The 24851-nt window shown below is 45.0% G+C and carries 26 protein-coding genes; 23 read left to right on the top strand and 3 right to left on the bottom strand.

What is annotated here, in order from left to right; genetic code table 11:
* Positions 1 to 99 precede the first annotated feature (99 nt).
* The 12 genes from BLR82_RS08445 (at position 100) to BLR82_RS08390 (ending at position 10627) form a co-directional block, all read left to right on the top strand.
* The gene (locus tag BLR82_RS08445; protein WP_074599058.1) at positions 100 to 1191 is read left to right on the top strand and encodes a DUF4097 family beta strand repeat-containing protein; all 1092 of its coding nucleotides are present in this window, start codon (positions 100 to 102) and stop codon (positions 1189 to 1191) included.
* A 12-nt stretch (positions 1192 to 1203) separates the two neighbouring features.
* Positions 1204 to 1401: a PspC domain-containing protein gene (locus BLR82_RS08440; protein ID WP_074598571.1), complete on the top strand. Its 198-nt coding sequence runs from the start codon at positions 1204 to 1206 to the stop codon at positions 1399 to 1401.
* Positions 1401 to 1766, top strand: a complete 366-nt coding sequence (locus BLR82_RS08435; RefSeq protein WP_074598570.1) for a phage holin family protein — start codon at positions 1401 to 1403, stop codon at positions 1764 to 1766. The genes BLR82_RS08440 and BLR82_RS08435 overlap by 1 nt, the downstream gene beginning before the upstream one ends.
* A 253-nt stretch (positions 1767 to 2019) precedes the next feature.
* Positions 2020 to 2961 (top strand): HPr(Ser) kinase/phosphatase, encoded by a 942-nt coding sequence (gene hprK, locus BLR82_RS08430; protein ID WP_074598569.1) that lies wholly within the window; start codon positions 2020 to 2022, stop codon positions 2959 to 2961.
* 12 nt (positions 2962 to 2973) lie between these two features.
* Positions 2974 to 3801 (top strand): prolipoprotein diacylglyceryl transferase, encoded by an 828-nt coding sequence (gene lgt / locus BLR82_RS08425; protein WP_074598568.1) that lies wholly within the window; start codon positions 2974 to 2976, stop codon positions 3799 to 3801.
* 17 nt (positions 3802 to 3818) lie between these two features.
* Complete coding sequence (locus BLR82_RS08420) at positions 3819 to 4778, top strand: nucleoside recognition domain-containing protein (protein WP_074598567.1); 960 nt, start codon at positions 3819 to 3821, stop codon at positions 4776 to 4778.
* Entirely contained in the window at positions 4753 to 5391 is a 639-nt protein-coding gene (gene ppaX / locus BLR82_RS08415; RefSeq protein WP_074598566.1) for a pyrophosphatase PpaX, read from the top strand. Before BLR82_RS08420 ends, ppaX begins: the two co-directional genes overlap by 26 nt.
* A 5-nt stretch (positions 5392 to 5396) precedes the next feature.
* Entirely contained in the window at positions 5397 to 5933 is a 537-nt protein-coding gene (locus tag BLR82_RS08410) for an acyltransferase (protein ID WP_074599056.1), read from the top strand.
* 216 nt (positions 5934 to 6149) lie between these two features.
* Positions 6150 to 6653 carry a GNAT family N-acetyltransferase gene (locus tag BLR82_RS08405; protein WP_074598565.1) on the top strand — a complete coding sequence of 168 codons (504 nt, stop codon included), beginning with the start codon at positions 6150 to 6152 and terminating at the stop codon, positions 6651 to 6653.
* A 108-nt stretch (positions 6654 to 6761) separates the two neighbouring features.
* Positions 6762 to 7040, top strand: a complete 279-nt coding sequence (locus BLR82_RS08400; protein WP_074598564.1) for a hypothetical protein — start codon at positions 6762 to 6764, stop codon at positions 7038 to 7040.
* Positions 7041 to 7225: 185 nt separating this feature from the next.
* Entirely contained in the window at positions 7226 to 8716 is a 1491-nt protein-coding gene (gene glpK, locus BLR82_RS08395) for a glycerol kinase GlpK (RefSeq protein WP_074598563.1), read from the top strand.
* Between the two features lie 249 nt (positions 8717 to 8965).
* A complete protein-coding gene (locus BLR82_RS08390) occupies positions 8966 to 10627 on the top strand; it encodes a glycerol-3-phosphate dehydrogenase/oxidase (protein ID WP_074598562.1) in 1662 nt (553 codons plus the stop codon).
* Between the two features lie 161 nt (positions 10628 to 10788).
* Here BLR82_RS08390 and BLR82_RS08385 read toward each other — a convergent pair whose 3' ends face one another.
* The 3 genes from BLR82_RS08385 to BLR82_RS08375 all read right to left on the bottom strand — a co-directional run bounded on the left by BLR82_RS08385 (position 10789) and on the right by BLR82_RS08375 (position 13213).
* Complete coding sequence (locus BLR82_RS08385) at positions 10789 to 11535, bottom strand: C40 family peptidase (RefSeq protein ID WP_074598561.1); 747 nt, start codon at positions 11533 to 11535, stop codon at positions 10789 to 10791.
* Positions 11536 to 11952: 417 nt separating this feature from the next.
* Complete coding sequence (locus tag BLR82_RS08380) at positions 11953 to 12189, bottom strand: hypothetical protein (RefSeq protein WP_074598560.1); 237 nt, start codon at positions 12187 to 12189, stop codon at positions 11953 to 11955.
* 115 nt (positions 12190 to 12304) lie between these two features.
* Positions 12305 to 13213 (bottom strand): ketopantoate reductase family protein, encoded by a 909-nt coding sequence (locus BLR82_RS08375; protein ID WP_074598559.1) that lies wholly within the window; start codon positions 13211 to 13213, stop codon positions 12305 to 12307.
* 148 nt (positions 13214 to 13361) lie between these two features.
* On the opposite strand from BLR82_RS08375, the gene BLR82_RS08370 reads away from it, so the two are divergent.
* The 11 genes from BLR82_RS08370 to BLR82_RS08320 all read left to right on the top strand — a co-directional run bounded on the left by BLR82_RS08370 (position 13362) and on the right by BLR82_RS08320 (position 24729).
* Positions 13362 to 14171: a hypothetical protein gene (locus BLR82_RS08370; protein ID WP_074598558.1), complete on the top strand. Its 810-nt coding sequence runs from the start codon at positions 13362 to 13364 to the stop codon at positions 14169 to 14171.
* A 198-nt stretch (positions 14172 to 14369) separates the two neighbouring features.
* Positions 14370 to 14747 carry a MerR family transcriptional regulator gene (locus BLR82_RS08365; protein WP_074598557.1) on the top strand — a complete coding sequence of 126 codons (378 nt, stop codon included), beginning with the start codon at positions 14370 to 14372 and terminating at the stop codon, positions 14745 to 14747.
* 30 nt (positions 14748 to 14777) lie between these two features.
* Positions 14778 to 16292 carry a class I adenylate-forming enzyme family protein gene (locus tag BLR82_RS08360; RefSeq protein ID WP_074598556.1) on the top strand — a complete coding sequence of 505 codons (1515 nt, stop codon included), beginning with the start codon at positions 14778 to 14780 and terminating at the stop codon, positions 16290 to 16292.
* 11 nt (positions 16293 to 16303) lie between these two features.
* Positions 16304 to 17980 (top strand): acyl-CoA dehydrogenase family protein, encoded by a 1677-nt coding sequence (locus tag BLR82_RS08355; RefSeq protein ID WP_074598555.1) that lies wholly within the window; start codon positions 16304 to 16306, stop codon positions 17978 to 17980.
* Between the two features lie 576 nt (positions 17981 to 18556).
* Positions 18557 to 19567 (top strand): tetratricopeptide repeat protein, encoded by a 1011-nt coding sequence (locus BLR82_RS08350; protein ID WP_245693715.1) that lies wholly within the window; start codon positions 18557 to 18559, stop codon positions 19565 to 19567.
* Between the two features lie 120 nt (positions 19568 to 19687).
* A complete protein-coding gene (gene trxB / locus BLR82_RS08345) occupies positions 19688 to 20638 on the top strand; it encodes a thioredoxin-disulfide reductase (RefSeq protein ID WP_074598554.1) in 951 nt (316 codons plus the stop codon).
* 352 nt (positions 20639 to 20990) lie between these two features.
* Positions 20991 to 21455: an 8-oxo-dGTP diphosphatase gene (locus tag BLR82_RS08340; RefSeq protein ID WP_074598553.1), complete on the top strand. Its 465-nt coding sequence runs from the start codon at positions 20991 to 20993 to the stop codon at positions 21453 to 21455.
* 48 nt (positions 21456 to 21503) lie between these two features.
* Complete coding sequence (gene rapZ / locus BLR82_RS08335) at positions 21504 to 22391, top strand: RNase adapter RapZ (RefSeq protein WP_074598552.1); 888 nt, start codon at positions 21504 to 21506, stop codon at positions 22389 to 22391.
* Between the two features lie 3 nt (positions 22392 to 22394).
* Positions 22395 to 23348: a gluconeogenesis factor YvcK family protein gene (locus tag BLR82_RS08330; protein ID WP_026570918.1), complete on the top strand. Its 954-nt coding sequence runs from the start codon at positions 22395 to 22397 to the stop codon at positions 23346 to 23348.
* A 28-nt stretch (positions 23349 to 23376) separates the two neighbouring features.
* Positions 23377 to 24324: a DNA-binding protein WhiA gene (whiA, locus tag BLR82_RS08325; protein WP_074598551.1), complete on the top strand. Its 948-nt coding sequence runs from the start codon at positions 23377 to 23379 to the stop codon at positions 24322 to 24324.
* Positions 24325 to 24456: 132 nt separating this feature from the next.
* Positions 24457 to 24729, top strand: a complete 273-nt coding sequence (locus BLR82_RS08320; protein ID WP_074598550.1) for an HPr family phosphocarrier protein — start codon at positions 24457 to 24459, stop codon at positions 24727 to 24729.
* The last annotated feature ends 122 nt before the right edge of the window (positions 24730 to 24851 follow it).

Raw genomic sequence — 24851 nt, 5'->3', positions numbered from 1 at the left:
ACAGCAGCCGCTGAACTAAACATTACCTGGGGCGAGGTTTTACGTTTTAGTTGCAGCGGTTTTTTCACGATTGGTAATTTAACAAGGCAGGTGGAAAACGTGAAAGAGGAACGTAAAAAGATTCTTAAGATGGTAGAAGATGGCTTGATCAGTTCCGAAGAGGCGGAAGAATTGTTAGATGCTCTTGACGAAGCTGAAAAAGCGGAACAGCAGCAAAACGTTGTTTCCACAAAAGTGAATTGGGAAGAGGGAGACAAACAACAGCAGTATAAAGCAAAAGCAAATAAGAAAAGCAGTATCTTCGGATTCGTGGAAGAAGCATTTCAAAAAATCAAAAATGTCGACTTTGATCTTAATTTCGGAAAAAATTATGAAGTATCGCATATCTTCCATCACCACACCGCTGTCTTCCATGATATCGATTTCGATATCGCCAATGGGAATGTCACGATTCAGCCATGGAATGAAACCGATGTCCGGGTTGAATGCAAAGCGAAGGTATATCAGGTGGATAATCAGGAACAGGCACGCGAAAAGTTCCACAAAGAAACGTTTTTTCTGGTGGAAGAGGACCGTCTCCAGTTTTCTTTGCAAAGCCAGCAAGTGAAAGCGGAAGTCATTGTCAAGGTTCCGGAACGGCACTATCGGAAAGTCGTGATCAAATTGTTTAATGGAAGCTTTTTCGGTGAAGAAATAACCGGGGATTGTTTACTTGTCAAATCGACCAACGGATCAATCAACCTCTCGGAGAGCAATGGTACCGTACTGGAAGTCGAAACTGCCAACGGAACAATCAATATTAGTGATAGCCGCTGGGAAGTGGCGGATATGGAAACCATAAATGGAAAGATTAATGTCGATGGCACCTTCGAAAAAATCGATGCCCAGCTCGTTAATGGCAGTATCAGCTGTCTTTGGCATGAAGGCCTTCAGCCGAAGTCAGGTTTCTTTAAAACGACAACCGGCAGTGTCCGCCTGGTTTTACCAGATCAGCTCCGGATCGACGGCAAAGCCGAAACCAAAATAGGAAATATTCATTGCGATTTGGCTCATTATCAAGTAATCGAAGAAAAAAAAGAAGTAATCAATCGTTCGCTGCATTTCGAAGTCAACCAGGAGAAAGAGACGGAACCGTTTTATCTGGAAGCGGAAACGAAAACTGGTTCTGTATGGATGTTACCAACTAAGTAGGAGGGATGTTTTATGTCCAGAAAATTATACCGCTCTCGTTCAGATCGGAAAATTTCCGGAGTTTTAGGCGGGATGGCAGATTATTTTGATATGGATGCCACTCTGTTGCGGCTATTGTTCGTGTTGATTTTTGTTTTTACCGGTTTTTTCCCGCTCGGTATTCTTTACATCCTGGCCATCTTTATTATGCCTAAGGAACCGTTTGCCTGATGCTGAAGCGGTGGCTGCTTTCTATCCTGTTGAATGCAGTGGCTCTAATTGTCGTTGATCAGCTTTTTGCAAGCTTTTATCTGGAAGGCTTCGGTACAGCATTGTTGGCCAGCTTGATCTTGTCGATTTTGAATGTGATCATCAAACCACTTTTGATTATTTTTACCTTACCGATAACGTTTTTGACGCTCGGGTTGTTTCTGTTCGTCATCAATGCAATCACCTTGATGATCACCCAGGGACTGTTGGGCAGCTCGTTTGTTATCGATGGATTCGGCTTGGCGATTCTGGCGGCAATCATCCTTTCGTTACTGAACTTGCTGCTGAATCGATTGATCAGAGACACGGTTGATTTAAATCGGTAAGATAGAACAAAAGCAGGTTGCGGGAATAATCTCGCCAGCCTGCTTTTTGTATCATTATTTCTTCTTTCGTCATGCCCGGATTGTCCTTCCGTTTAATTAAAATACTGAGGAAAGAATCGGTAAAACGTTTTTTAAACGGATTTCACGTATGGATTTGCTCTTTCCATCTGGATGACAGCATACTAATGCCTCCGGCTAAAAAAAGTGCTACAATAGGATACAGTGATTAGCAAGGCACGATGGAGGGATACATATGGCAAAGGTACGTACCCAGGATTTATTGAACCAATTCAACCTGGAGCTTGTTGCAGGCCACAATGGCGTGCACAGGGAGATTTTTATGAGTGATATTTCGCGGCCAGGCCTGGAAATGGCCGGTTATTTTAAATATTATCCGAAAAATCGGTTGCAGTTACTCGGCAAAACCGAAATGTCTTTTTTTAACGAGCTGAGTATCGAGGAACAGCGGGACCGTGTAGAAAATCTCTGCACGGATATAACACCGGGAATCGTCATAACAAGAGGGATGGACATTCCCGAGGTGTTGATTGAAGCGGCTGATAACTCTGGTGTACCATTGATGCGTTCTCCGCATAAAACGACCAGGGTGACCAGCAGGCTGACGAATTATTTGGAGACCAGGTTTGCACCATTTACCGCCATTCATGGCGTTTTAGTCGATATTTATGGAATAGGCGTCCTGATAACTGGGCAGAGTGGTGTGGGTAAAAGTGAAACCGCGCTTGAGCTGGTAAAACGGGGACACCGATTGGTCGCTGATGATAGCGTAGAAATCCGACAAGAGGATTACGATAGCCTGATCGGCAATTCACCTCCATTAATCGAGCATTTATTGGAAATCCGTGGATTGGGAATTATCAACGTGATGACCCTGTTCGGGGCGGGGTCTGTCCGGTCACACAAAAAGATTTCCATGATCATCAATCTGGAGCTGTGGGATCAGAAAAAACAATATGACCGTCTCGGATTGGAAGAGGAAACCATGAAAATCATGGACGTGGAAATACCGAAGGCTGTCATTCCTGTCCGGCCAGGAAGAAACTTGTCTGTCATTATCGAAGTGGCGGCAATGAACTTCCGTTTGAAACGGATGGGTGTAAATGCTGCAGAAGAGTTTTCAGAACGATTGACCAACATGATTCAACAGGAAAAAAGCGAGGATATCCAGGAGTAGGAGGCGGACGACTTGACGTGTAGTGCACCCGCGTTAGATCGCGTGTTTTTTGAATTAGGACCATTGACTGTTTATTGGTATGGAGTAATTATTGCGGCTGGAGCTTTTCTCGGCTTGTGGCTGGCAACGCGAGAAGCAGACCGGCTCGGTTTGAATAAAGATTTGTTCGTCGATTTAATTGTGTTTGCAATTCCTATTGCCATCATTTCGGCAAGAATCTATTATGTCATTTTTGAATGGGATCGCTATGATGGTGGTACCTGGTGGGATGTTTTCGCCATTTGGGAAGGCGGGATTGCGATCCATGGGGCCTTGATTGGTTCTGTGATCACCGCAATTATATTTGCCAGGGTACGCAAGGTTTCTTTTTGGCAGTTGGCGGATATTGCAGCTCCTAGCATCATCCTCGGGCAGGCAATCGGCCGCTGGGGCAATTTTATGAACCAGGAAGCCCATGGCGGACCGGTTTCGCAAGCTGCTTACGATAACTTTTTGCAATACCTTCCAGATTTTATCACCAACCAGATGTGTATCGGCGGTGTAATGTATCATCCGACTTTTCTTTATGAGTCGGTCTGGAACCTGATCGGTTTAGTACTGCTGTTGGTGCTGCGCCAATTCAATCCAAGGCGTGGGGAAGTATTCTTAAGCTATGTCATCTGGTATTCGATCGGACGTTACTATATTGAAGGTATGCGAACCGACAGTTTGTATATTATCGGCCAACTGCGTACCGCCCAGGTGATTTCGATTGTATTAGTGATACTCGGCATCGCATTGATTATTTACCGTCGTTATTCCGGCAGGGCAGATAGACTATACAACGGAAGAAAAGTCTGAAGAAAGAGGGAAGGCACATGACTGGAATTTTACAACGCGGATTCAAGGCTGGATTATCGCTATCCTGGACTTTGGGAAAGGTCATCTTTCCTGTCACCCTGATTGTGACCATCTTACGTTTTACGCCGGTTTTAGGATGGTTGATGGATTTGCTCAGCCCAATGATGAAATGGATCGGATTATCCGGTGAAGCAGCGGTCCCGCTTGTACTGGGGAACTTGCTGAATTTGTATGCTGGTATCGGAGCGATTGTTTCCTTTGATTTTTCGGTCAAGCAAGTATTCATCATGGCTGTGATGATGTCGTTTTCCCATAATTTGTTGATTGAATCGACCGTGGCGTCCAAAGTTGGTGTCAGCTGGTGGATTGTCGTCGGTGTCCGCGTTTCGCTTGCTTTAGCTGCCGCATTGCTGATCAACCTGTTTTGGAAGGGCGGCGGAGAGCTTGCCCAATATGGTTTAATATCCAAGGCGGAGCATGTTCCCGATTCATGGACAGGAATCTTTACGCAAGGACTGCAGACGGCTGCTATGGGTGTAATCCAGCTGGCGTTGATTGTGATTCCGCTGATGGTATTTATGCAGTTTTTCCGTGAGCTTGGCTGGATGGATAAACTATCCAACTGGTTTGCACCGTTCACCAGGTTTCTTGGAATGGAAAAGAACGCCTCCATGACGCTAGTCGCGGGTTTGACACTCGGGCTTGCTTATGGTGCAGGCTTGATGATTCAGGCGGTCAAGGAAGACGGTGTTTCGAAAAAGGATATGTATTTAGCGCTTATTTTTCTTGTATCCTGTCATGCGGTCGTGGAGGATACCCTGGTGTTCGTTCCGCTGGGCATACCAGTATGGCCGCTGTTGGCCATTCGGCTGGCGACTGCGATTCTATTAACGGCGGCCATTGCTTATTTTTGGAACAGGGCAGAAACGAGACAGAGAAAGGAGCCCGCACATGAACATTCGTACGATACTCTTTGATTTAGATGGAACATTGATTGATACAAATGAACTGATTATCGCTTCGTTCACCCATACGCTGGGCAAGTATGCAAAGCAGCCTTATGCCCGGGAAGAAATATTGGAGTTTATCGGCCCTCCCTTAAAAGACAGCTTTATGAAAATCGACCCGGACAGAGTAGAAGAGATGATCAACACCTACCGTGAGCATAATTTGAAAAATCACGACAGGTACGTTACGGCTTATCCTACCGTTGTTGAAACCTTAACGCACCTGCGGGAGGCGGGGTATCAACTCGGAATCGTTACAACCAAAATCAAATCGACGGCGATGATGGGAATGAAATTGACCGGCATGGATCATCTGTTTGAAACGGTGATAGGCTTAGAGGATGTCACCCACGCTAAACCGCATCCGGAACCGATTTTGAAGGCTTTACAGGAGCTGGATGCCAAAGCCTCCGAGACCTTAATGGTTGGTGATAACTATCATGATATTGAAGCAGGACAAAATGCGGGCACCCATACAGCCGGCGTAGCCTGGACGGTTAAAGGACGGGAATTTTTACAATCATACAACCCTGATTACATGCTGGAAAAGATGAGCGATTTGAGGGATATACTGGGAGTGTGATGAGCGTGCGTAAAACCGAGCGTTATCGGGTGGATACGGCTAATTCGCTATGGCATATTTACAAAACTGTTCCGTTCCTTAAGGTAGTTAAAAATTTTGCAATCATTCAGATTGCCCGTTACACACCGTTTTTGTCTGTGAAGAATTGGCTGTACCGAACTTTTCTGCGAATGAAGGTCGGCGACCAGACGGCTTTCGCTTTAATGGTTATGTTGGACATCATGTTCCCGGAAAAAATTTCGGTCGGTAAAAATACGGTTATTGGCTATAATACGACGATCTTGGCACACGAGTACCTGATTCGCGAATATCGACTCGGTGAAGTCGTCATCGGAGAAAATGTGATGATCGGAGCCAACACAACGGTTTTGCCAGGAGTCACCATCGGGGACGGCGCCATCGTTTCAGCGGGAACGCTCGTACATAAAGACGTAGATGCAGGAACCTTTGTTGGCGGAAATCCGATGCGGGTCATCTATTCCAAGGAAGAGTTGGATAAACGGCAGGATGAGGATACGTTTTTTCTGCATAAAGACCGATAAGGATTACAAGAGACTGTGACAAAAGCACGTGATTAAAAAAACCGAACGATTCGTTCGGTTTTTTTAATTTGGTGTCCATGCTTTTTGTCCCGGCCTCTTTTTTGTATTTCTATGAAAATAACCATTGACGCTATGAAAGACCAGGATAGAAACTCAAAAAGGAAAAGAAGTTCTGTGCCTAGAAACTAACATGGAGAAAAGAAAAGGAGGGAAAATATGATTGAGGTAAAAAGGGGATTGCCAGAACATGTGGAGGGTATCTCGAAAGTATGCATTGAGGGAAGATGGGCTGCCATCGGCCATATTAAAAGCCCCGAGAATTTAAGAAGGAATGACCAAGTATTTTATAATGAGGACCGTATCCGTCGTGAACTAGAAGAAACAGAAGGCTGGGACGGTTACTTTGTAGCTCTAGATAATGGTAAAGTGGTAGGGGCAATTGGCGGAGGAATGACTGGGGAACAAACGAGCCAGATATTTGTTTTCTATTTGGACCCCAGCCGCCGAAGAGAAGGAATAGGAACTAAATTGTTAAACCACTTAACAGAAATTCAGCGCCAAAAGGGTGCCAAGGAGCAATGGGTGTCCGTGTTAAAAGGAAATAATAAAGGGATTCCCTTTTATGAAGCGATGGGATTCCGCTTTGTTTGCGAAAGAGAAGCCTACAGTAACGCCGATGGGGAAAATTACATTTCATTGAGCTATCGGCGGGAGATTTAAAGGTGGTCCATACTCGGGAAATGAGTAGGAGTTGTAAGAAATCATTGAATCGTATCCCCACGTGTTTTTAAACCGAATAAGTGCTATTGCTGTAAAGGGGGAGAAAGCATGACAGAAGAGAAGAAAAGATTGTATTTCTACACCATCCTAGGATATTTTGGTGTTTTTCTTGTGGCCATCATGGGTTTACGGTTTATCTTGGCTTCAGACTCCTTCGGACAGTTTCTTGCATTATTAACGATTTTGGCTCTGGTAAGTTATATCCGCTATGCAGAATCCGAATTACCTTTTACAAGGAAAGAAAAGCGAATTTTTACAAGAATATATTATATTTTCTTTTTTATTATAGTTGGAATTGGTGCTTTTCTTATTTATATAAACATGTGAGATAACATAGGGGATGCTTTACTAAGTTTATTCTCGGTTGTTTATGATACTGATTCTCCTTTCCTTTTATCGTGTTGTTTCTGCAGGAATTCTCCCATTCTTGAAGAAAAAGGTTAGTAGGACCATAGAATGGGGAAATATAACCAAACAAACGTTTACATTCAATATTATGGGAGGAATGAGCTATGGAAAAGTACATAATGGCACTCGATCAGGGAACGACGAGCTCAAGAGCCATTTTATTCAATCACCAGGGCGAAATCGTCGAGACGGCACAAAGGGAATTTCAACAGTTTTTCCCGAAGTCGGGATGGGTCGAGCATGACGCCAACGAAATCTGGACATCGATCACGTCCTGTATTGCCGAAGTGTTGCGCAAGTCGGATGTGGAACCTGAGAACATCGCGGCCATTGGGATTACCAATCAAAGGGAAACTACGGTGGTATGGGACCGGAATACGGCCAAGCCGATTTACAAGGCAATCGTTTGGCAGTCCAGACAGACGGCGCCGATTTGCCGAGAATTGAAGGAACAAGGCTACAATGATTTGTTTCGTGAAAAAACGGGGCTGTTGATCGATCCATACTTTGCCGGTACCAAGGTCAAATGGATACTTGACAATGTAGAAGGTGCCAGGGAAAAGGCCGATAACGGCGATTTAATGTTCGGAACAATCGATTCCTGGCTGATTTACAAGCTGTCCGGAGGAAAAGCGCATGTTACCGATTATTCCAACGCTTCCCGTACCTTGATGTTCAACATCCATGAGCTGAAGTGGGACGAAGAACTCCTGGACATTCTTGGCGTCCCGGAGAGCATGCTTCCAGAAGTGAAGGATTCCTCGGAGGTTTATGCGGAAACCGTCGAATACCACTTTTTCGGGCATAAAATTCCGATAGCCGGAGCAGCGGGCGACCAACATGCAGCCTTGTTTGGCCAGGCTTGTTTCGACGACGGGATGGCAAAAAACACATATGGTACCGGCTGCTTTGTTCTCATGAACACAGGTGATAAAGCCGTAAAGTCAGAACACGGTTTGTTGACCACGCTTGCCTGGGGATTGAACGGAGAAGTCGAATATGCAATGGAAGGTAGTATTTTTGTTGCTGGATCTGCCATTCAGTGGCTGCGGGATGGGTTGAAAATTATTGATAACGCGCCACAAAGCGAAGAATATGCCAAGCGGATCACCGATTCGTCCGGGGTTTACATGGTACCGGCTTTTGTCGGACTGGGAACACCATACTGGGATAGTGAAGCCCGTGGTGCAATGTTCGGACTTACGCGGGGCACCGAAAGAGAGCATATCGTCCGGGCGACACTGGAAGCATTGGCCTATCAAACGAAAGATGTAGTCGATGCCATGATTGAAGATGCCAATATGGATTTGAAATCGCTGCGCGTCGATGGCGGGGCGGTCAAGAATGACTTTCTGATGCAATTCCAAAGCGACATGCTTGGTGTTTCGGTTGAAAGACCGGCTGTCACAGAGACAACAGCACTGGGAGCAGCTTATTTGGCAGGATTGGCAGTAGGATATTGGGAAAGCAAAGAAGAGTTGAAGCAACACTGGAAAATGGAGAAGACATTTGAGCCGGAAATGGACGAAAAAGAAAAAGAAGATCTTTACCGTGGATGGAAAAAAGCAATCGAAGCCACACAAGTATTCAAGTAAAATACTATGCAACGGAATCTACCCGTGCTATAATGAAATCAAGTTAATAAGAAACGGCCGGAGAAGTGGAGAGACCGCACAATTCTATGGGGATACCTATAGAAGTTGTCGCGGTCTCTTTTTTTACTTTCATATTTATCCCGGAAAGAATGCTGATTTTTGATTATGGTACATGAACCAGGCATGTTTCGGGTAAAGAATAGATAAGATAATTTCTCTCAGCCGTGAAGAATAAAGGAGTGTCGGAAAATGGCTAGATTTTCTAACTTGCGCAGGCAAGAAATTTTCGAGGAATTGACGAAAGAACCGCTTGATGTATTTATTATAGGTGGCGGTATCACAGGGGCAGGGATTGCCTTAGATGCTGTGACAAGGGGACTGAGAACGGGATTGGTGGAAATGCAGGACTTTGCTGCCGGAACATCAAGCCGTTCCACAAAACTGGTCCATGGCGGTCTCCGTTATTTAAAACAATTTGAAGTGAAGATGGTGGCAGAAGTCGGGAAGGAACGAGCGATCGTGTACGAGAACGGTCCGCATGTTACCACTCCGGAATGGATGATGCTTCCTTTCCATAAAGGTGGAACGTTCGGTCCCTTTACATCGAATATCGGATTGCGGGTTTACGATTTTCTTGCCGGAGTTAAAAAAAGTGAAAGAAGAACGATGCTTTCTGCTTCAGAAGCAATGGAGCGTGAACCGTTAATTAAAAAAGATGAATTACGCGGAGCAGGCTATTATGTCGAGTATAAAACAGACGATGCCCGGCTTACGCTGGAAGTAATGAAAAAAGCTGCCGAGCAGGGAGCACATGCCATTAACTACACGAAGGTTACCGAGTTTATTTACGACAAGGACGGCAAAGTTACCGGAGCAGTGGTTGAAGATTTGACTACAGGTGAACAACAAGAAGTATACGCAAAAAAAATCATCAATGCTGCGGGTCCTTGGGTGGACACACTGCGGGAGAAAGACGGATCGAAAAAAGGGAAAACTCTTCAGCTGACAAAGGGTGTCCACCTTGTCTTTGACGGGGAAACCTTCCCGCTTACCCAGGCGATTTATTTTGACACCCCGGACGGCCGGATGGTATTTGCCATCCCGCGTGAAGGGAAAACATATGTCGGAACAACCGATACAGCTTATGAAGGAGACATCGCTCATCCGGTCATGACCGTGGAGGATCGCGATTATATTATTGAAGCGATTAATTATATGTTCCCGGAAGTAGGAATCACAGCGGAGGATGTGGAATCAAGCTGGGCTGGGTTACGTCCATTGATCGGAGAAGAGGGCAAGGATCCAGGAGAGATTTCACGTAAGGACGAAATCTTTGTATCAGATTCCGGTTTGATCTCTATGGCAGGCGGCAAGCTCACTGGTTACCGGAAAATGGCCATTAGTGCAGTAGATTTAGTTGTGAAGCAATTGAAAGAAGAAGAAGGGGTTCTCTATTCTTCTTCTGAAACCCTGCATATGCCAATATCCGGCGGAGATGTCGGCGGTTCCAAAGGCTTTGAAAAATTCAAGCAGCAAAAAGTCAACGAAGGTACCGCTCTCGGGTTGACGGAAGAAGAAGCAGCTTCGCTTGTCGATACCTATGGTTCTAATGTAGAGCGGGTTTTCGCCATGTATACTGATTTGCAAAATGAGGCTGCTGAAGCAGGTATCGAACCGCTTGTATTTGCACAACTCCGGTATGCGATTGATGAGGAACTGATCTACAAACCAGTCGATTTCTTTGTCCGCCGAACCGGTGCCTTGTTCTTCCATATTAATTGGGTTCGCGAACATAAAGATAACGTGATTGACTATCTCGCGAAAATTTTCCACTATACAGACGAGCAGAAAACCGACTATACGCAAGAATTGGATCAGCTTTTAAACGAAGCAGTCCATCCGGTTGCCTAAGAAAAGAGAAAATGAAAAAAACCGAGCCGTTCAAACAGACGGCTCGGTTTAATTATGAGATAGTGAACAACATAATGGAAAAAACTGTTTTTGCTTGAACTCTCACTAAACCCCCCACTGTTAGCGATGTTCGCACAAACACTTAACCCCAGCTTGTTTTCTTACCCGATGAATCCTTTCCACAGTTTTTTTACCTGTTTTACTTTGCCGATTTGCCGGGTTAAATAAATCTTTTTCGGCTTTAGGAAGCCATCGCGGAAATAATATTGCTTATGTTCACGATCCATCAGCCGGAGAATTTCTGTATCCAGCTGCTGCAGCATATATTTGCGGAACGGGAAGTTTTGATATTGTTTCGGCTGGTATATTTCTTGGCAGTACAACTCCGGATACTGATATAATCCCCCCTGGTATACCAACTCTAGCTCGGGATGATGGCGAAAATCCTCTGGAGTAATCAGGGCACTGCGCTTGGAGAATAACCGATGTCCCGCCCTGCTCAACACTTCCGCGACAAATTGCGAGCAAAAGTAGGAAGCAGGCATTTCAATCGGATAGTTTATCGGAATGCCGACAAGGCCGGCATAGTTATACAAGTACCGTTTCGGCTTTTTTTCAAAGACGGAGATGATCCGCTCGAGTTTTCGGTATTCTCTGGAAGTCAGCATGAGCCGATAAACCGCACAGGTGGAGTCGGGATACCAGCTGAACGTTCCTTTAACGAAGTCTTCTCGGACAAAACCACCCCAGAAAGGATTGAGCGGTTCCCGTCTGGCAAAACTGTATATGCGTCGGAAACCCTTATCCAACGCTAATGACGCGTGATTATATGGAGCGGAAGTAACCGATTTCAACGCCCAGTTAATCAAGGATCCTGTGTTTGTCAGTACGATATAAACCGCTTGCATAATGCCACCTCATGTCAGATATTTAGTACCTGGTGACAATATACTATGTTTTCCAATCCTTGTATAGGCAATTTCCAAAAAACAGGCGAAGCTTCTGCGAAAATACATCTTGAGTCTTAGGGTGAGGATGCAAAGAGAAGGTAACAGCCTTTTTCAAAAGATAAGATAGTATAACTTTAAGTGTCTGTTATCATCAAGATCCTAACATTGCAGCACATCCCTATAGCGGAGGTCGACAACGGAGACTCCACATGATGAAGAGGACTTTTCCATCAAGTTAGATGACGCCGTCCCCCATGAAAATCGCAGGGAACGACCGAAGCGATTATATTGGCGCTGTAGTTCAGATGCAATCAGTGAATGAAACCTTTCTTATGCACCAGCATAAAAGGACCGGGTCGACTATCCCGGTTTTTCTTAGTGTTCGAAACGATTTCCGGCAGCGGAGGCGATAAAGAGAGCTCCGATTAAAAAAGAAGCAATACTCAAAGTGAGCAGGATGTACCCTGCATTGCCAAGGTCATGAAGAGGAGCTGTATTGGACCAGAATGTATGGCTGGTGGAAAGAATGGCCGATGAGATATATTGTGCTGATAGAAAAATAGCTCCTGTCAGGATGAATAAGGTACCGGTTATCATTTTATAAGCATTCATAAAAGCAACACCTCGCTATTCCTTTTTCGAGAAAACTGCGGACCGCTAGGAAAACCGAACAGTCTTATGCACGGCGGTCTCGCAGCTTGATCAGTTGTAAAATGGAAGAATCGATTCAGGCAAACGGCTTGATAAGTCCATAAATGGCACGTATGGTCGGAAGTTCTATTTGCTCTTTAGCAGCTAGTCGAAGTGCGCCCCCGTGTAAATGCTCGACCTCTAAGCTGATGCCTTTCCGCCGGTCTTGATGCATCGAGGAAGTAGCGGCGTCGTCCAATCCGTTCAATTGTTGAGTTGCCTGTTCGACATGGTCATCGGTCAAGTCGACTTGTTTTTTATTGGCAAGCTGCTTCATTTCCTCCAGCATAGCTTTGGCTACAGCGAACGTTTCCGGGTGTTTTTTAATTGATCCGATTGGAAGGTCTGCAGCAGTGGTGATTCCGGAAAATGATGTGATAAACATATATTTTTTCCACATATCTGTTTCAATGTCCTCGCTCCACCTGGCTGAAAAATTAGCGGTTTCGGAAGCTGCTGCGATCTCCCGGCAGATTTCTTCCTGCTCCGGATTCAATGGGCCGAAAACGAGATCGTGGAATGGACTGGTATGTTCGACACCCCCCTGTTCATCCAGCGTGGAAATGATAAAGGACAAGCCGCCAAGCACGGCGTCTTTGCCAAGTCTCTTCTGGAGAATGGAGATATGCTCGATCCCGTTCAGGACAGGTAGTACCTTGGCTCCTTTGTCTACCAAGACTTGCAATGGTTCCATTGTCCCTTCGAGGTGGTATCCTTTCACGGCCAATAAAACAAGATCTGCTTGTTGAATTTCCCCCGCATCTTCAACAAGTACTGGTCTTTCGAGCTGGTAATCCCCCTCCCGGCTCTTTATCCGCAGTCCGTTTTTTCTTAGTTGATCTGCCCTTTTAGGCCGGACCAGAAATGTGACATCTTGGCCTGCCTCCTGCCATCTTGCCCCAAAATAAGCACCGAGTGCACCCGCACCCACAACGACGATTTTCATCTAATCCCCTCCCAAAAAATAGCTACATTTTCTTCGTCCATTTTAGCATAGTCCGTGTTAGGTTACAGAAAAAGCGCTTGATTTTTCTGAAATCTGAAACCAAAATGAAAGATAATCGTATGTCTCTTTTAAAAAGGGAGGAAAAAAGATGACGAACGTGTCCGAACTATTAATAAAAGATGGAAAACATCAATTATATAACGGTATTATTCTGTTATTTGGCAGCGTGTGCATGATCATGTTGTTTTTATTTTTCGCTCATCAATGGGAGACGGGAATTTTATCGATCGCCCTGGCAATGGTCGGTGGGACGGTCCTTTCAAGGGGAGTACGCGACTTGCATCTTGGGCAGCAATCCCATTTGACCATGCAAAAAGAGAAAGGGATACCAGTAAGCAGACAGCTTGATAAGATTATGGCGATGGATGGGTCATTATCAACGGAGACATCGATCATGAGTCTGGACGACGAACGGCTTTGTGTATTGAAAGAAACAGGTTTTCAAAGGAATCTGTTATTAAAAGTTGTTCAGTTTTTCTCCAGTACCGGCATATTCCTTCCTAAAAACTTCCGATTACTTGACGCTGATGATAATGTCCTGTTTTATATGCAAAAACGAGGAGGCTTTTCCTGGCGTTCTTATGTATTTAACGAAGCTGGTGATTGTATCGGTTACATTTGCCGGGCAAAAGGGGAGGAGAAAGGTACCTTGCTGGTATATATCGACCAGACGGGGAGCAGGTGGCGTGCTGTTAAAGATTATCGGGATTTCATCTCGATTTCAGATCAAGCAGGAAAACCGCTGCTGCTCATGAAGCCGGGAGCAATCCCTCTGGAACATGCTGAACGATTTTCCCGCGGTGATTCCGTGGTCCTAGAGTGGACAGAAACGGAAAATATCAATTATTCACTGTTATTGTTTATCCTCGCCGTCTTGAAAAGCAGGACAGCAGAGTAAAAAAGGATTGAAGTTTACGTTAACGTAAGTGATATGCTTAACGTATCATCAAAGAATAAATAAAAGAAATTCACCATTTGGATTGCTTCCCGATTTTTGCATTACTTTTGCGGACGGACGCCTTTCTCTGCATGTAAAAGGTTGCTGTGAAATCGTTTCTATCGGTCAGTAAAGAAACCACCAGACAAGGGTGATGGTATGGAAGAAAGAACGTACACGATTTCTGAGCTTGCTGCTGATTTTCAGATCACCCCGAGAACGATTCGCTATTATGAAGAAATCGGTTTACTTCATCCTAAACGGACAGATAGCGGCAGGAGATTATTCACCAGCAGGGAAAAAACCAGGCTACGCCTTGTGTTCCGTGGCAAGAAGTACGGTTTTCAACTGGAGGAAATAAAGGAAATGATTCAGTTGTTTGACAAGGATCCAAGCGGCAAACAGCAACTGCAAAAGACGATTGAGTATGGTAATAACAAAATCGAGGAGGTATCAACACGAATAGAGGAACTGGAGACTGTCAAGCAGGAGATGGAAACCCTGATAGAGGAGTTTAGGCAAAAACTCACTGAATAAGAAAAATTAAAAGTTGGGAGTGTATCCACCATGAACATTCCGGATTTATTAGCGGTTCAATCCAGAAAGTATCCAGATCATGAGGCGATTGTCACTTTGGACGAACGATTGACCTATCGCCAATGGAATACAGCTGTCAATCAGCTTAGTTCCAGTCTGCTTGAATTAGGATTGGGAAAGGGCGACAAGGTTGTACTTCATATGCCAAATACAAAGGATTTTTTGATTTGTTATTTTGCAGTTCAGCTGATTGGCGGTATCATCGTACCAATCAATGCAAGACTGGTCGAACAGGAAGCTGCTTTTATTATGGAACACAGTGATGCCAAGCTGTTCCTCACCCATGAAGCTGTATTTTCTTCGGTCAGTAACCTGCCTGACAAAGTGGAAGGGATATTTGCAAAGACCGGACGGCACTTTGATCAATGGTTATCGATTGACCAATTGATTCTGGAAGGGGAGTCCGATGAGATATCCTGCCAGCTGACAGAAGATGATGAAGCGGCTTTGCTATATACCTCTGGTACTACCGGTGCGCCAAAAGGGGTGCTGTATACGTACCGGAATATTTTGTCTGTGGCCGTTATGATTTGTATCGAAATGACGATGAAACCGGACAGTCGTATCCTGAATATGATGCCGCTCAGTCATTCCGCTCCGTTGCATTTGTTTATGGTGGCAGGCACATATGTCGGAGCAGTGCATGTACTTGTCCCTAGTTTCAGCCCGGACTTACTGCTCGAAACAGTATCAAGGGAAAAAACCACCCACTTTTTCGGTGCACCGATTGCATACTTGGCTACTGCCAAGCATCCGGGAATCGAGGAGTATGATTTATCCTCCATGGAATATTGGGTTTACGGGGGTTCCCCGCTTTCAGGATCAGAGGTAACCTTTATTCAGGAAAAATTTTCGACAAAAAGGCTCATGTGTGTATATGGTCTGACAGAAGCCGGTCCGAACGGCACACTGCTCGGATTCAACGACCATCCGTACAAGGCCGGCAGTATTGGTCATCGGGCAGCATTGAACTGTGAGATAAAGCTCGTCGATGAATACGGACGGGAGGTCGAGCAGGGTCAAGTAGGAGAAATTATTCTGAAGGGCGAAGGAAACATGAAAGGATATTATAAAGCCCCGGATAAAACAGCAGAAACATTGAAGGGCGGATGGCTTTATACAGGGGACATGGCAAAACGGGATGCGGACGGTTACTACTGGGTGGTCGATCGCAAAAAGGATATTATTATATCTGGCGGAGTCAATATATTCCCGAAGGAAGTAGAGAATATGCTGCTCAGCCACCCCGCGATTTCTGATGCTGCAGTTGTTGGCGTTCCGCATCCTGACTGGGGTGAAACGGTCAAAGCGTATGTGGTATTGGACCAGGAAGTGGAAGACTTAACCTCTGAATGCAGAGGGTTTCTTGACGGGAAACTTGCCGATTATAAAATACCTCGTTTATACGAAGAATTGAAAGCGCTTCCTAGAAATGCAACAGGTAAATTGTTAAAAGCCCAGCTGCGTAAACAGCCGCAGCATTAAGGAGGAGTGGCATGGCTAATTTTTATCAGGAGGATCCGCATCTTTCTTCGTTATTGAAAAAATATTTACCCGTTTCTTTTTATCAATGGGCTGACAGGGAGCTACATGCCTTTGGTGAATATTGTGCCGGAGAAATTGATGAACGGGCTGTCTATACGGATCGGGAAGGAAAGCCACGTCTCGTCAAATACGACAAGATGGGAGAAGAGGTTTCCCGGGTCTGGGTGAATGAAGGATACAAGCGTACCGTGGAAGAAACCTACAACACGGGGATTGTCGGACATATCCACAAGGAAATTCCCGATTTAGGACGAAAGGGTAACTATGTTTATTCATTTGCCCAGGGATACTTGCTCTCCCATGCAGAACCAGGGTTTTATTGTCCGGTTACGTTGACGATGGCGACAGCCTATTTGATTGATCATTATGCCGATAAGGGGTTGAGGGAAAGGTATCTACCGCATGTACTTGCGACTGGTGAAATCGAATTATATGAAGGGGCAACGTTCCTAACCGAACGGCAAGGCGGTTCGGATGTAGGGGCAAACCAGGTCCGTGCGCTCGAGACAGCTGACGGGTACCGGATTTACGGGGAAAAATATTTCGCCAGTAATGCAGGCCAATGCGGTGTTGCTATGGTATTGGCAAGAATCGAAGGTGCCAAAGAGGGAACGAAAGGACTCAGTTTGTTTTTGGTACCTTGGGAAGAAAACCGCCAGGACCAAAAGCTGCACATCCGCCGCTTGAAGGATAAACTTGGTGTTCGTGCCGTTCCTTCGGCCGAAGTCGAATTCGATGGGGCTAAGGCCTATCTTGTAGGAGAGGCTGAACAGGGGTTTGCTTACATGGTGGAAGCGTTGAATTTATCACGGATTTGCAATGCGGTAGCTTCGCTTGGAATCATGAAGCGCGCCTTCTTGGAAGCGCGGGATTATGCAAGCAACCGGACCGCCTTTGGCAGTAAACTCACGGACCTTCCAATGATCCAGGATACATTGACAACACTAGCAGCTAAGCAGCAAGTCGAGACGAGCGCGGTATTTGCTATGATCCATCATTTTGATCAGCTGCTGTGCGCTAATCCGAACCAACCAGAAGAAGAGCAAATCCTGCTTCGGTTGTATATTGCCATATTGAAAAAAGAGACCGCCGAGCAGGCGATTCATTTTGCACATGAGGCGCTGGAGATGCATGGCGGGAATGGATATATCGAAGACTTCGTCACTCCCCGGTTGTTACGGGATGCCCAAGTGCTAACCGTTTGGGAAGGTACCGGGAATATATTAGGGTTGGAAGTCTTGAGGCTTGTGGAAAAGTATCAGGCAGACCACCTGTTTTTTCAGGAAGTAAGTCGAAGGCTCGCTGCTCTTCCGAAAAATCTGCAAGGATTACGTGAGCAGCTGGAATTAGAAATAAAGCGTATGGCAGACTGGCTGGAAGAAGTGAAAAAGGCAGATAGGGATATAAGGACGTATTATTGCAAGGAGATCGCCGAAAAGTTCGCTGCCGTTTTTGAAAGTGCTGTCGCTCTTGAAGATGCGGCTGAAGGCAATGGACGGAACAAGGATGTGGCTGAAGTTTACCTGCAATCTACTTGGAATTCCGGCACTTATCAGGCCGAACCGATGACAATCCGTTATTTTAAGCGGATTGTCGAAACAAATCATTCTGCAGCCATTTCCACTTAACAGAGGAAAAAGAATAGGTGTTCCATCTGTCAATGTTAAGGGCATATGGATTCAGCGGACCAAATCGAAAAAAAGATTTGGTCTTTTTCTTTTGTTTTATTGGAAAAAGTTGGATAAAATAATCCTTTGTTTCGATACTTTTTTAAGAGGGTGCTAATCCCGCACTGCGGAAATACCTTATACCTTTCGACTGACGCTGGTGAGCCTCCTCGGACTAACGCTCTCCGAGGTCTTTCCTTCCGCAGGAGTCTCCGTGAATCTCCTGTGCTGATAACAGTTCGGTGGTTCTATAAACTTTGTTAGTGAAGTATGTTGTTCAAGCGTTGGTCCAGTCATACATTCAAGGTAGTCAGAGAATGTGGTTCTGGGTTTGAGAGCGTCGATTTGATGCGAAAATCCCCAATAAATAACTTTTTTCGCTTGTTTTCATGTTTTAGGTCAGTTCCTATATATTACCTTTCCCAAATATGTTATACTTCAAGCGGTATCAGTCTGTAAATAACTTCGGCCATGGAGCGTCAGCTTTCATGGCGGTTTATTATATACGGTTGAATTAAGTAATACAGGGGGAGACGAATGCATACTTCGCAAAAGATGAGAACACCACTTAATGTTGATAAAGTCATCCCTTTTATCCCTGAGGGCGATTTTTATTTTACGAAAGGTGTCGAAGCCTTTCAAAAACGGAAATTTGATATTGCGGTAAAGTGGATGAAAAAAGCAGTCGAAGCTTCACCGGAGGAGCCGCTGTTTCGCTGCCAGCTTTCCATCATCTATACAGAAGCAGGCGCTTACCATATGGCCAACCAAGTACTGACAGAAGTGTTGGAGGCACACGGGGAAGAATATGTGGACTGCTATTATTTGATTGCCAACAATTTTGCGCATTTAGGACTGATGAATGATGCCTTGAAAAGCGCCCAGCAATATTTGGACCAAGCTCCTGAAGGAGAATTCAGGCAGGAAGCAGAAGAATTGCTGGAGTTTCTCGATATAGAAGACGAGGACGAAGACTGGGACGGAATCGATGATGAGCTGTTAATTTTTCAGGAAACCGCTTTTTATCATCTGGAACGCCAGGAATGGGACCATGCCCTGCCTTTGCTGCATGAGATGATGGCATTGTTTCCAGATCATGTGACAGCAAAGCATGAATATAGTTTTGCTTTATTCTTTTCCGGCGAGGAAGCGGAAGCAATAGCGTTAGAGGAAAAATGGCTTGAACAGGAACCGCAGTCTTTGTTTTGTCATACGAACTTGGCGGTTTTTTATAACCGCACCGGCGAAACCGACAAAGCTGCTGCGCATATCGAAGCGTTGTTCAATGTATATCCGCTGCACAGTCAGCAAAAGCTGCGTGTGGCTGTCACACTTGCAAGAACTGGCTATTATCCGGAAGCAGTGCAACGGTTTAAAGCTTTGCCAAAATCTTATTTGCAAGGCCATGCATCCTATTATAAATGGTACAGCATAGCCGCCTTTCATACCGGTAATCCATCGAAGGCGTTGACTCTCTGGGAAGAAGGCTGCAAACGGCATCCTTTTCTCAGCAAGGACGAAGGTCCTTGGATACACAATCATCAATAAATCCATACTATAATTAAAGACCGAATGGCATTGAGCAGAATAGTAGACCTGGCCATGGATTCATATGATAATGGGCATGTAAAGACAAAGATGCAGAAGAAGAAAAGGGGCTGATCGAGAATGGCCGATGAAAAAATTTATGATGTAATTATCGCCGGGGCAGGTCCAGCAGGCATGACTGCCGCTGTATATACTTCCCGGGCTGACTTAGATACATTGATGTTGGAACGTGGAATTCCTGGTGGACAAATGGCGAATACAGAGGATGTAGAAAATTATCCGGGTTATGACCATATTTTAGGGCCGGATCTTTCTACCAAAATGTTCGACCATGCAAAAAAATTCGGTGCCGAGTATGCGTATGGCGATATCAAGGAAGTCATCGACGGCAAAGAATATAAGACCGTTATTGCGGGAAACAAAGAATACAAAACAAGAGCATTGATCATTACAACAGGTGCGCAATATAAGAAGATCGGGGTTCCGGGAGAGGAAGAGCTTGGCGGCCGCGGCGTTTCCTATTGTGCGGTTTGTGATGGGGCTTTCTTTAAAAACAAAGAATTAATTGTTGTCGGCGGCGGAGACTCTGCTGTAGAAGAGGGTGTCTATTTAACCCGATTTGCCAGCAAAGTAACGATTGTTCATCGCCGGGATGAACTACGGGCTCAAAAAATCCTTCAACAGCGTGCCTATGACAATGAGAAGATCGACTTTATCTGGGACACTGTGGTGAAAACGATCAATGGCAAGGATGGAAAAGTGGGCAGCGTGACACTCCATAATCAAAAGTCTGATGAAGAGTATGACCATTCCACGGATGGCGTATTTATTTATATTGGAATGGTACCGCTAAGTGGACCGTTCAAATCGCTTGGAATCACCAACGAACAAGGATATATCCCGACTAATGAAAAAATGGAAACAAATGTGCCGGGAATCTTTGCTGCTGGAGACATTCGTGAAAAAGAGCTGCGTCAAATCGTGACAGCGACTGGTGATGGAAGCATTGCTGCTCAGTCCGCCCAGGCTTATATTGAAAACCTGGTAGAAGAATTGAAAGCAGTCAATTAAAAGGGATCCAGCAGGAATGTTAAACGTAAATACTTTTTAACCCTGTTGTAACACGGACGAAACAATTATTGGGTACAATAGAAATAACTAATTGACCCCCTTTTAATAAATATATTCTTTTTGCACAGGTGGAGTTTTCCGCCTGTGTCTTTTTTTGTTGTATAGAAATTATAAATTTAATTGTCTGTGAATAATTATTGGCTGAAGCAGCCACCGGTAAGTTTTGTCTAGGAACCAAACATTGTAGGAATGCTTTTAAACATAGTATAATGAATAAAGATGTCTTCTTTCAGGCAGTTAGTAACACAACAGGAATAAACAGCTGGACCTGGAAGCAGGGAGAGGTGATGATATGCGTCGAGTCACGACTAGTATTCTGCGGGATGATGATAAACTGTTAATGCTGCAAAAGCCGAGAAGAGGCTGGTATGCCATGCCTGGCGGCAAGATGGAGCAAGGGGAAACAATCAAAGAAGCTGCAGTTAGAGAATATAAAGAAGAAACTGGTTTAACATTGATCAATCCTCGATTAGGTGGAGTGTTCACCTTTATTATCAAAGAAGAAGACAAGGTTGTCGATGAGTGGATGATGTTTACCTTTTTCAGTAAGGAATACGCTGGAGAGATGACCGAGGACTGCCGGGAAGGAAACTTGGAATGGGTACCTGTCGATCAGGCAATCCAAAAGCCAATGGCAGATGGCGATCGCTTTATCATCAATCACTTCCTCACCAGCAGTGAGGTGTTATATGGCACATTTACTTATACAAGCGATTATGCATTAATCGATTATCGATTAGATCCGCCGGGTCCTTGACTGGACTTCCGGCTTCTGGAACAAGCGGCAAAAAAGGGGAGATCGAGCTTGGCAGAAAAAAATAAAGAAACACAACTTGTAATCATTACAGGCATGTCGGGGGCAGGGAAAACGGTCGCCATGCAAAGCTTTGAAGACTTAGGGTTTTATTGTGTCGATAACCTGCCGCCGGCATTGCTGCCCAAATTTCTTGAATTAATGAAAGACGCAACGAACAACATACGAAAAGTAGCGGTAGTAATGGATCTCCGAGGCCGGGAGTTTTTTGATACGCTGTTTGATGCCTTGGATGCATTGGGAAAAGAGGACGCGTGGCTGGAGGAGCACATCCTTTTTCTGGATGCCAAAGACCAGGCGCTTGTTTCACGATACAAGGAAACACGCCGTTCCCATCCGTTGGCGCCAGAAGGTCTGCCTTTGGAAGGAATCGAACAGGAGCGTTCGATTCTAGATGAATTACGTGGCCGCGCACATAATATCATCGATACATCGACATTGAAACCAAAGGATTTGCGGGAAAAAATCGTTGATACCTATGCTGAAAAGGAGCAACAAGTTTTTTCGGTTCACACTGTTTCATTTGGTTTTAAATATGGGCTTCCGATCGATGCGGACTTAGTCTTTGATGTCCGGTTTCTTCCCAACCCTCATTATGTTGCTCATATGCGTCCGCTGACCGGTCTCAATTCGGAGGTATCTTCTTATGTGTTCAAGTGGACAGACACGCAAAAATTTTTGGAAAAAGTAACAGACCTCCTGGAATTTATGATGCCGCAATACAAAAAAGAGGGCAAGAGCCAACTGGTGATCGCCATTGGCTGCACTGGAGGGCAGCATCGTTCGGTAGCAATTGCAGAACATTTGGCGAAAAAATTCTCCGGCGATTACGTTACCCATGTCAGCCATCGAGATATCGAGAAGAGAAAGGGTCATTAAGTTATGAATAAACAGAAACAGCCACACGTAGTCGTCGTCGGAGGGGGAACCGGGATGCCTGTGCTTTTGCGGGGACTGAAGGATTATCCTATTGATTTATCGGCAATTGTCACGGTTGCGGATGATGGCGGGAGCTCGGGCCGCCTGCGGTCAGAAATGGCCATCCCCGCACCCGGCGATATCCGGAATGTGATTGCGGCACTGTCGGACGCCGAGCCGATGCTGCTTGATTTATTTCAACATCGGTTCGCCAATGGCAATGGATTGTCCGGGCATGCGATGGGTAATCTATTATTAGCAGCGATGACTTCTTTAACAGGCGACTTTTATAATGGGATTAAAGAAATATCGCGCGTGTTGAACGTCAAAGGAAGGATCTATCCCATCGCCAACCAAAACATGTTTCTCCATGCTGAAATGGAAGATGGGGAGATTGTTTCCGGTGAATCAAATATTCCCCTTGCCAATAAAAAAATCAAGCGCGTATTTTTGAGTCCGGAGCCAGTACTGCCTTTGCCGGAAGCAGTGGAAGCGATCAAGCAAGCCGATTTAGTTGTGGTCGCTCCTGGAAGCTTATATACGAGTACGCTGCCGAATATGATTGTTCCTCAAATCGGGGATGCCCTGCGCCATACAAAAGGGAAAGTCACCTATGTGTGCAATGTCATGAGCCAATACGGCGAGACATCCGGCTATACAGCGGCCGACCACGTACAAGCGATTACCGATCATATTGGAGAAGGCTGTATTCATTCGATCATTGTCCATAACCAGCCGATAGAAGGAGACGTCCGGGAACTGTATGCCGAAGAAAATGCCGCGCCGGTTGTGTATGATACTGATCGTCTGCTTGATATGGGCTTGGAAATTATTGAAGGCGACATAATTGACCATTCTAAAAAAATGCTGCGTCATGATACGGCTAAAGTATCTGAGTTGTTGTATTCCTTGATTTAACAACTCGCAAAACAGGGGAGGTGAGGGAATGTCTTTTGCATCAGAGATAAAGAAAGAATTGACAAAAATTTCGACAGACACCTGTTGTGCTCAGTCGGAGCTGGCTGCCCTTGTACGTATGAATGGGGCGATTTCCTTGGCGAGACAAGAGTACCTGCTTGATGTCCAAACAGAAAACGCTGCGATAGCTCGAAGAATTTATACTTTGATTAAGGCTCTCTATGATTATCCAGTTGAACTGCTTGTCCGAAAAAAAATGAAGTTGAAAAAGAACAATGTTTATATTGTCAGGATGAAAGAGGGGGTTCGCACTTTCCTTGATGATTTGGAAATTCTTAAAGAACCGTTTTCTTTTAATCATTCTATCTCGGAAAAATTCACGAGCAAGGATTGCTGCCGCAGGTCCTATTTACGTGGTGCTTTTTTGGCGGGTGGATCGGTAAACAATCCGGAGACATCCTCCTACCATTTGGAAATTTACAATTTCCATAAAGAACACAATGATGCACTATGCGAATTGATGAATTCATTCAACCTGCACGCCCGTAAGCTTGAACGCAAAAAAGGTTATATTACGTATATGAAGGAAGCAGAGAAAATTACAGAGCTGCTTACCTATATGGGGGCTCATCAAGCACTTTTCAAGTTCGAGGATGTGCGGATCGTCCGTGATATGCGGAATTCGGTCAACCGCCTGGTGAACTGTGAAACTGCCAACTTAAATAAAACAATTGGTGCAGCATTCCGCCAAGTGGAGAATATCAAATTCATTGATCGAACGGTCGGGATCGATGCCCTTCCAGAAAAACTAAGGGAAATTGCAACACTTCGTGTACAGCATCAAGACGTTTCCTTGAAGGAGTTAGGTGAGCTGGTTTCAACCGGAAAAATTAGTAAATCCGGCATCAACCACAGGTTACGCAAAATTGACGAATATGCCGAAAAACTAAAAAAAGGTGAACCGCTCGGAAATTAGCTGTGTTCCGGACAAGTCGGTATATGGTATAATAGTTAAAAGGTTGCAGCAAAGCTTGCAACAGCTCTCTTTATATAAGAGAGTATTTTTTTAAATAGCTATGAAAGCGTTTTCTTTGAAGGAGGGAACGGAATGAAGCAAAAAGAGATGGTGGTGGAGTTGGAGGCCGGTTTACAAGCACGGCCGGCAGCGCAATTTGTTCAAAAGGCAAGCGGGTTTTCTGCAGCATTGTTTATCGAGAAAGATGGCAAGCGTGTCAACGCCAAAAGCATCATGGGGCTCATGAGTCTGGCGATAGCAACGGGAGAGGAGATTACCCTTATCGCCGAGGGTAGCGACGAAACCACAGCAATTGATCAACTCTCGGCTTTCATCAATCCCGGCCAAGCAGAACCAACCGTATAAACAATACCAGGCCTTTTTTAGAGAGGCTTGGTTATTTTTTTGTCCTGTTATCATGGACAGCTTTCTCCTTTTTGTAATGGAATAATTTAAATCGATTGAGCAAAATATGGAACGAAACAAAG

Origin of the sequence: Sediminibacillus halophilus, assembly GCF_900103695.1 — a bacterium.
Classification (GTDB): domain Bacteria; phylum Bacillota; class Bacilli; order Bacillales; family Amphibacillaceae; genus Sediminibacillus; species Sediminibacillus halophilus.
Note: the sequence above shows the minus strand (reverse complement) of the source record. Positions and strands in the feature narration are given on the sequence as shown.

What these genes read in the sequence shown, in the direction of transcription:
- glpK (WP_074598563.1), top strand. Translation starts at nt 7,226, where the DNA reads ATGGAAAAGTACATAATGGCACTCGATCAGGGAACGACGAGCTCAAGA.
- BLR82_RS08380 (WP_074598560.1), bottom strand. Translation starts at nt 12,189, where the DNA reads ATGAATGCTTATAAAATGATAACCGGTACCTTATTCATCCTGACAGGA.
- BLR82_RS08420 (WP_074598567.1), top strand. Translation starts at nt 3,819, where the DNA reads ATGACTGGAATTTTACAACGCGGATTCAAGGCTGGATTATCGCTATCC.
- hprK (WP_074598569.1), top strand. Translation starts at nt 2,020, where the DNA reads ATGGCAAAGGTACGTACCCAGGATTTATTGAACCAATTCAACCTGGAG.
- BLR82_RS08400 (WP_074598564.1), top strand. Translation starts at nt 6,762, where the DNA reads ATGACAGAAGAGAAGAAAAGATTGTATTTCTACACCATCCTAGGATAT.
- trxB (WP_074598554.1), top strand. Translation starts at nt 19,688, where the DNA reads ATGGCCGATGAAAAAATTTATGATGTAATTATCGCCGGGGCAGGTCCA.
- BLR82_RS08405 (WP_074598565.1), top strand. Translation starts at nt 6,150, where the DNA reads ATGATTGAGGTAAAAAGGGGATTGCCAGAACATGTGGAGGGTATCTCG.
- BLR82_RS08360 (WP_074598556.1), top strand. Translation starts at nt 14,778, where the DNA reads ATGAACATTCCGGATTTATTAGCGGTTCAATCCAGAAAGTATCCAGAT.
- BLR82_RS08385 (WP_074598561.1), bottom strand. Translation starts at nt 11,535, where the DNA reads ATGCAAGCGGTTTATATCGTACTGACAAACACAGGATCCTTGATTAAC.
- BLR82_RS08440 (WP_074598571.1), top strand. Translation starts at nt 1,204, where the DNA reads ATGTCCAGAAAATTATACCGCTCTCGTTCAGATCGGAAAATTTCCGGA.
- BLR82_RS08375 (WP_074598559.1), bottom strand. Translation starts at nt 13,213, where the DNA reads ATGAAAATCGTCGTTGTGGGTGCGGGTGCACTCGGTGCTTATTTTGGG.
- BLR82_RS08320 (WP_074598550.1), top strand. Translation starts at nt 24,457, where the DNA reads ATGAAGCAAAAAGAGATGGTGGTGGAGTTGGAGGCCGGTTTACAAGCA.
- whiA (WP_074598551.1), top strand. Translation starts at nt 23,377, where the DNA reads ATGTCTTTTGCATCAGAGATAAAGAAAGAATTGACAAAAATTTCGACA.
- BLR82_RS08365 (WP_074598557.1), top strand. Translation starts at nt 14,370, where the DNA reads ATGGAAGAAAGAACGTACACGATTTCTGAGCTTGCTGCTGATTTTCAG.
- BLR82_RS08340 (WP_074598553.1), top strand. Translation starts at nt 20,991, where the DNA reads ATGCGTCGAGTCACGACTAGTATTCTGCGGGATGATGATAAACTGTTA.
- BLR82_RS08435 (WP_074598570.1), top strand. Translation starts at nt 1,401, where the DNA reads ATGCTGAAGCGGTGGCTGCTTTCTATCCTGTTGAATGCAGTGGCTCTA.
- ppaX (WP_074598566.1), top strand. Translation starts at nt 4,753, where the DNA reads ATGAACATTCGTACGATACTCTTTGATTTAGATGGAACATTGATTGAT.
- BLR82_RS08330 (WP_026570918.1), top strand. Translation starts at nt 22,395, where the DNA reads ATGAATAAACAGAAACAGCCACACGTAGTCGTCGTCGGAGGGGGAACC.
- BLR82_RS08390 (WP_074598562.1), top strand. Translation starts at nt 8,966, where the DNA reads ATGGCTAGATTTTCTAACTTGCGCAGGCAAGAAATTTTCGAGGAATTG.
- BLR82_RS08355 (WP_074598555.1), top strand. Translation starts at nt 16,304, where the DNA reads ATGGCTAATTTTTATCAGGAGGATCCGCATCTTTCTTCGTTATTGAAA.
- BLR82_RS08350 (WP_245693715.1), top strand. Translation starts at nt 18,557, where the DNA reads ATGCATACTTCGCAAAAGATGAGAACACCACTTAATGTTGATAAAGTC.
- BLR82_RS08370 (WP_074598558.1), top strand. Translation starts at nt 13,362, where the DNA reads ATGACGAACGTGTCCGAACTATTAATAAAAGATGGAAAACATCAATTA.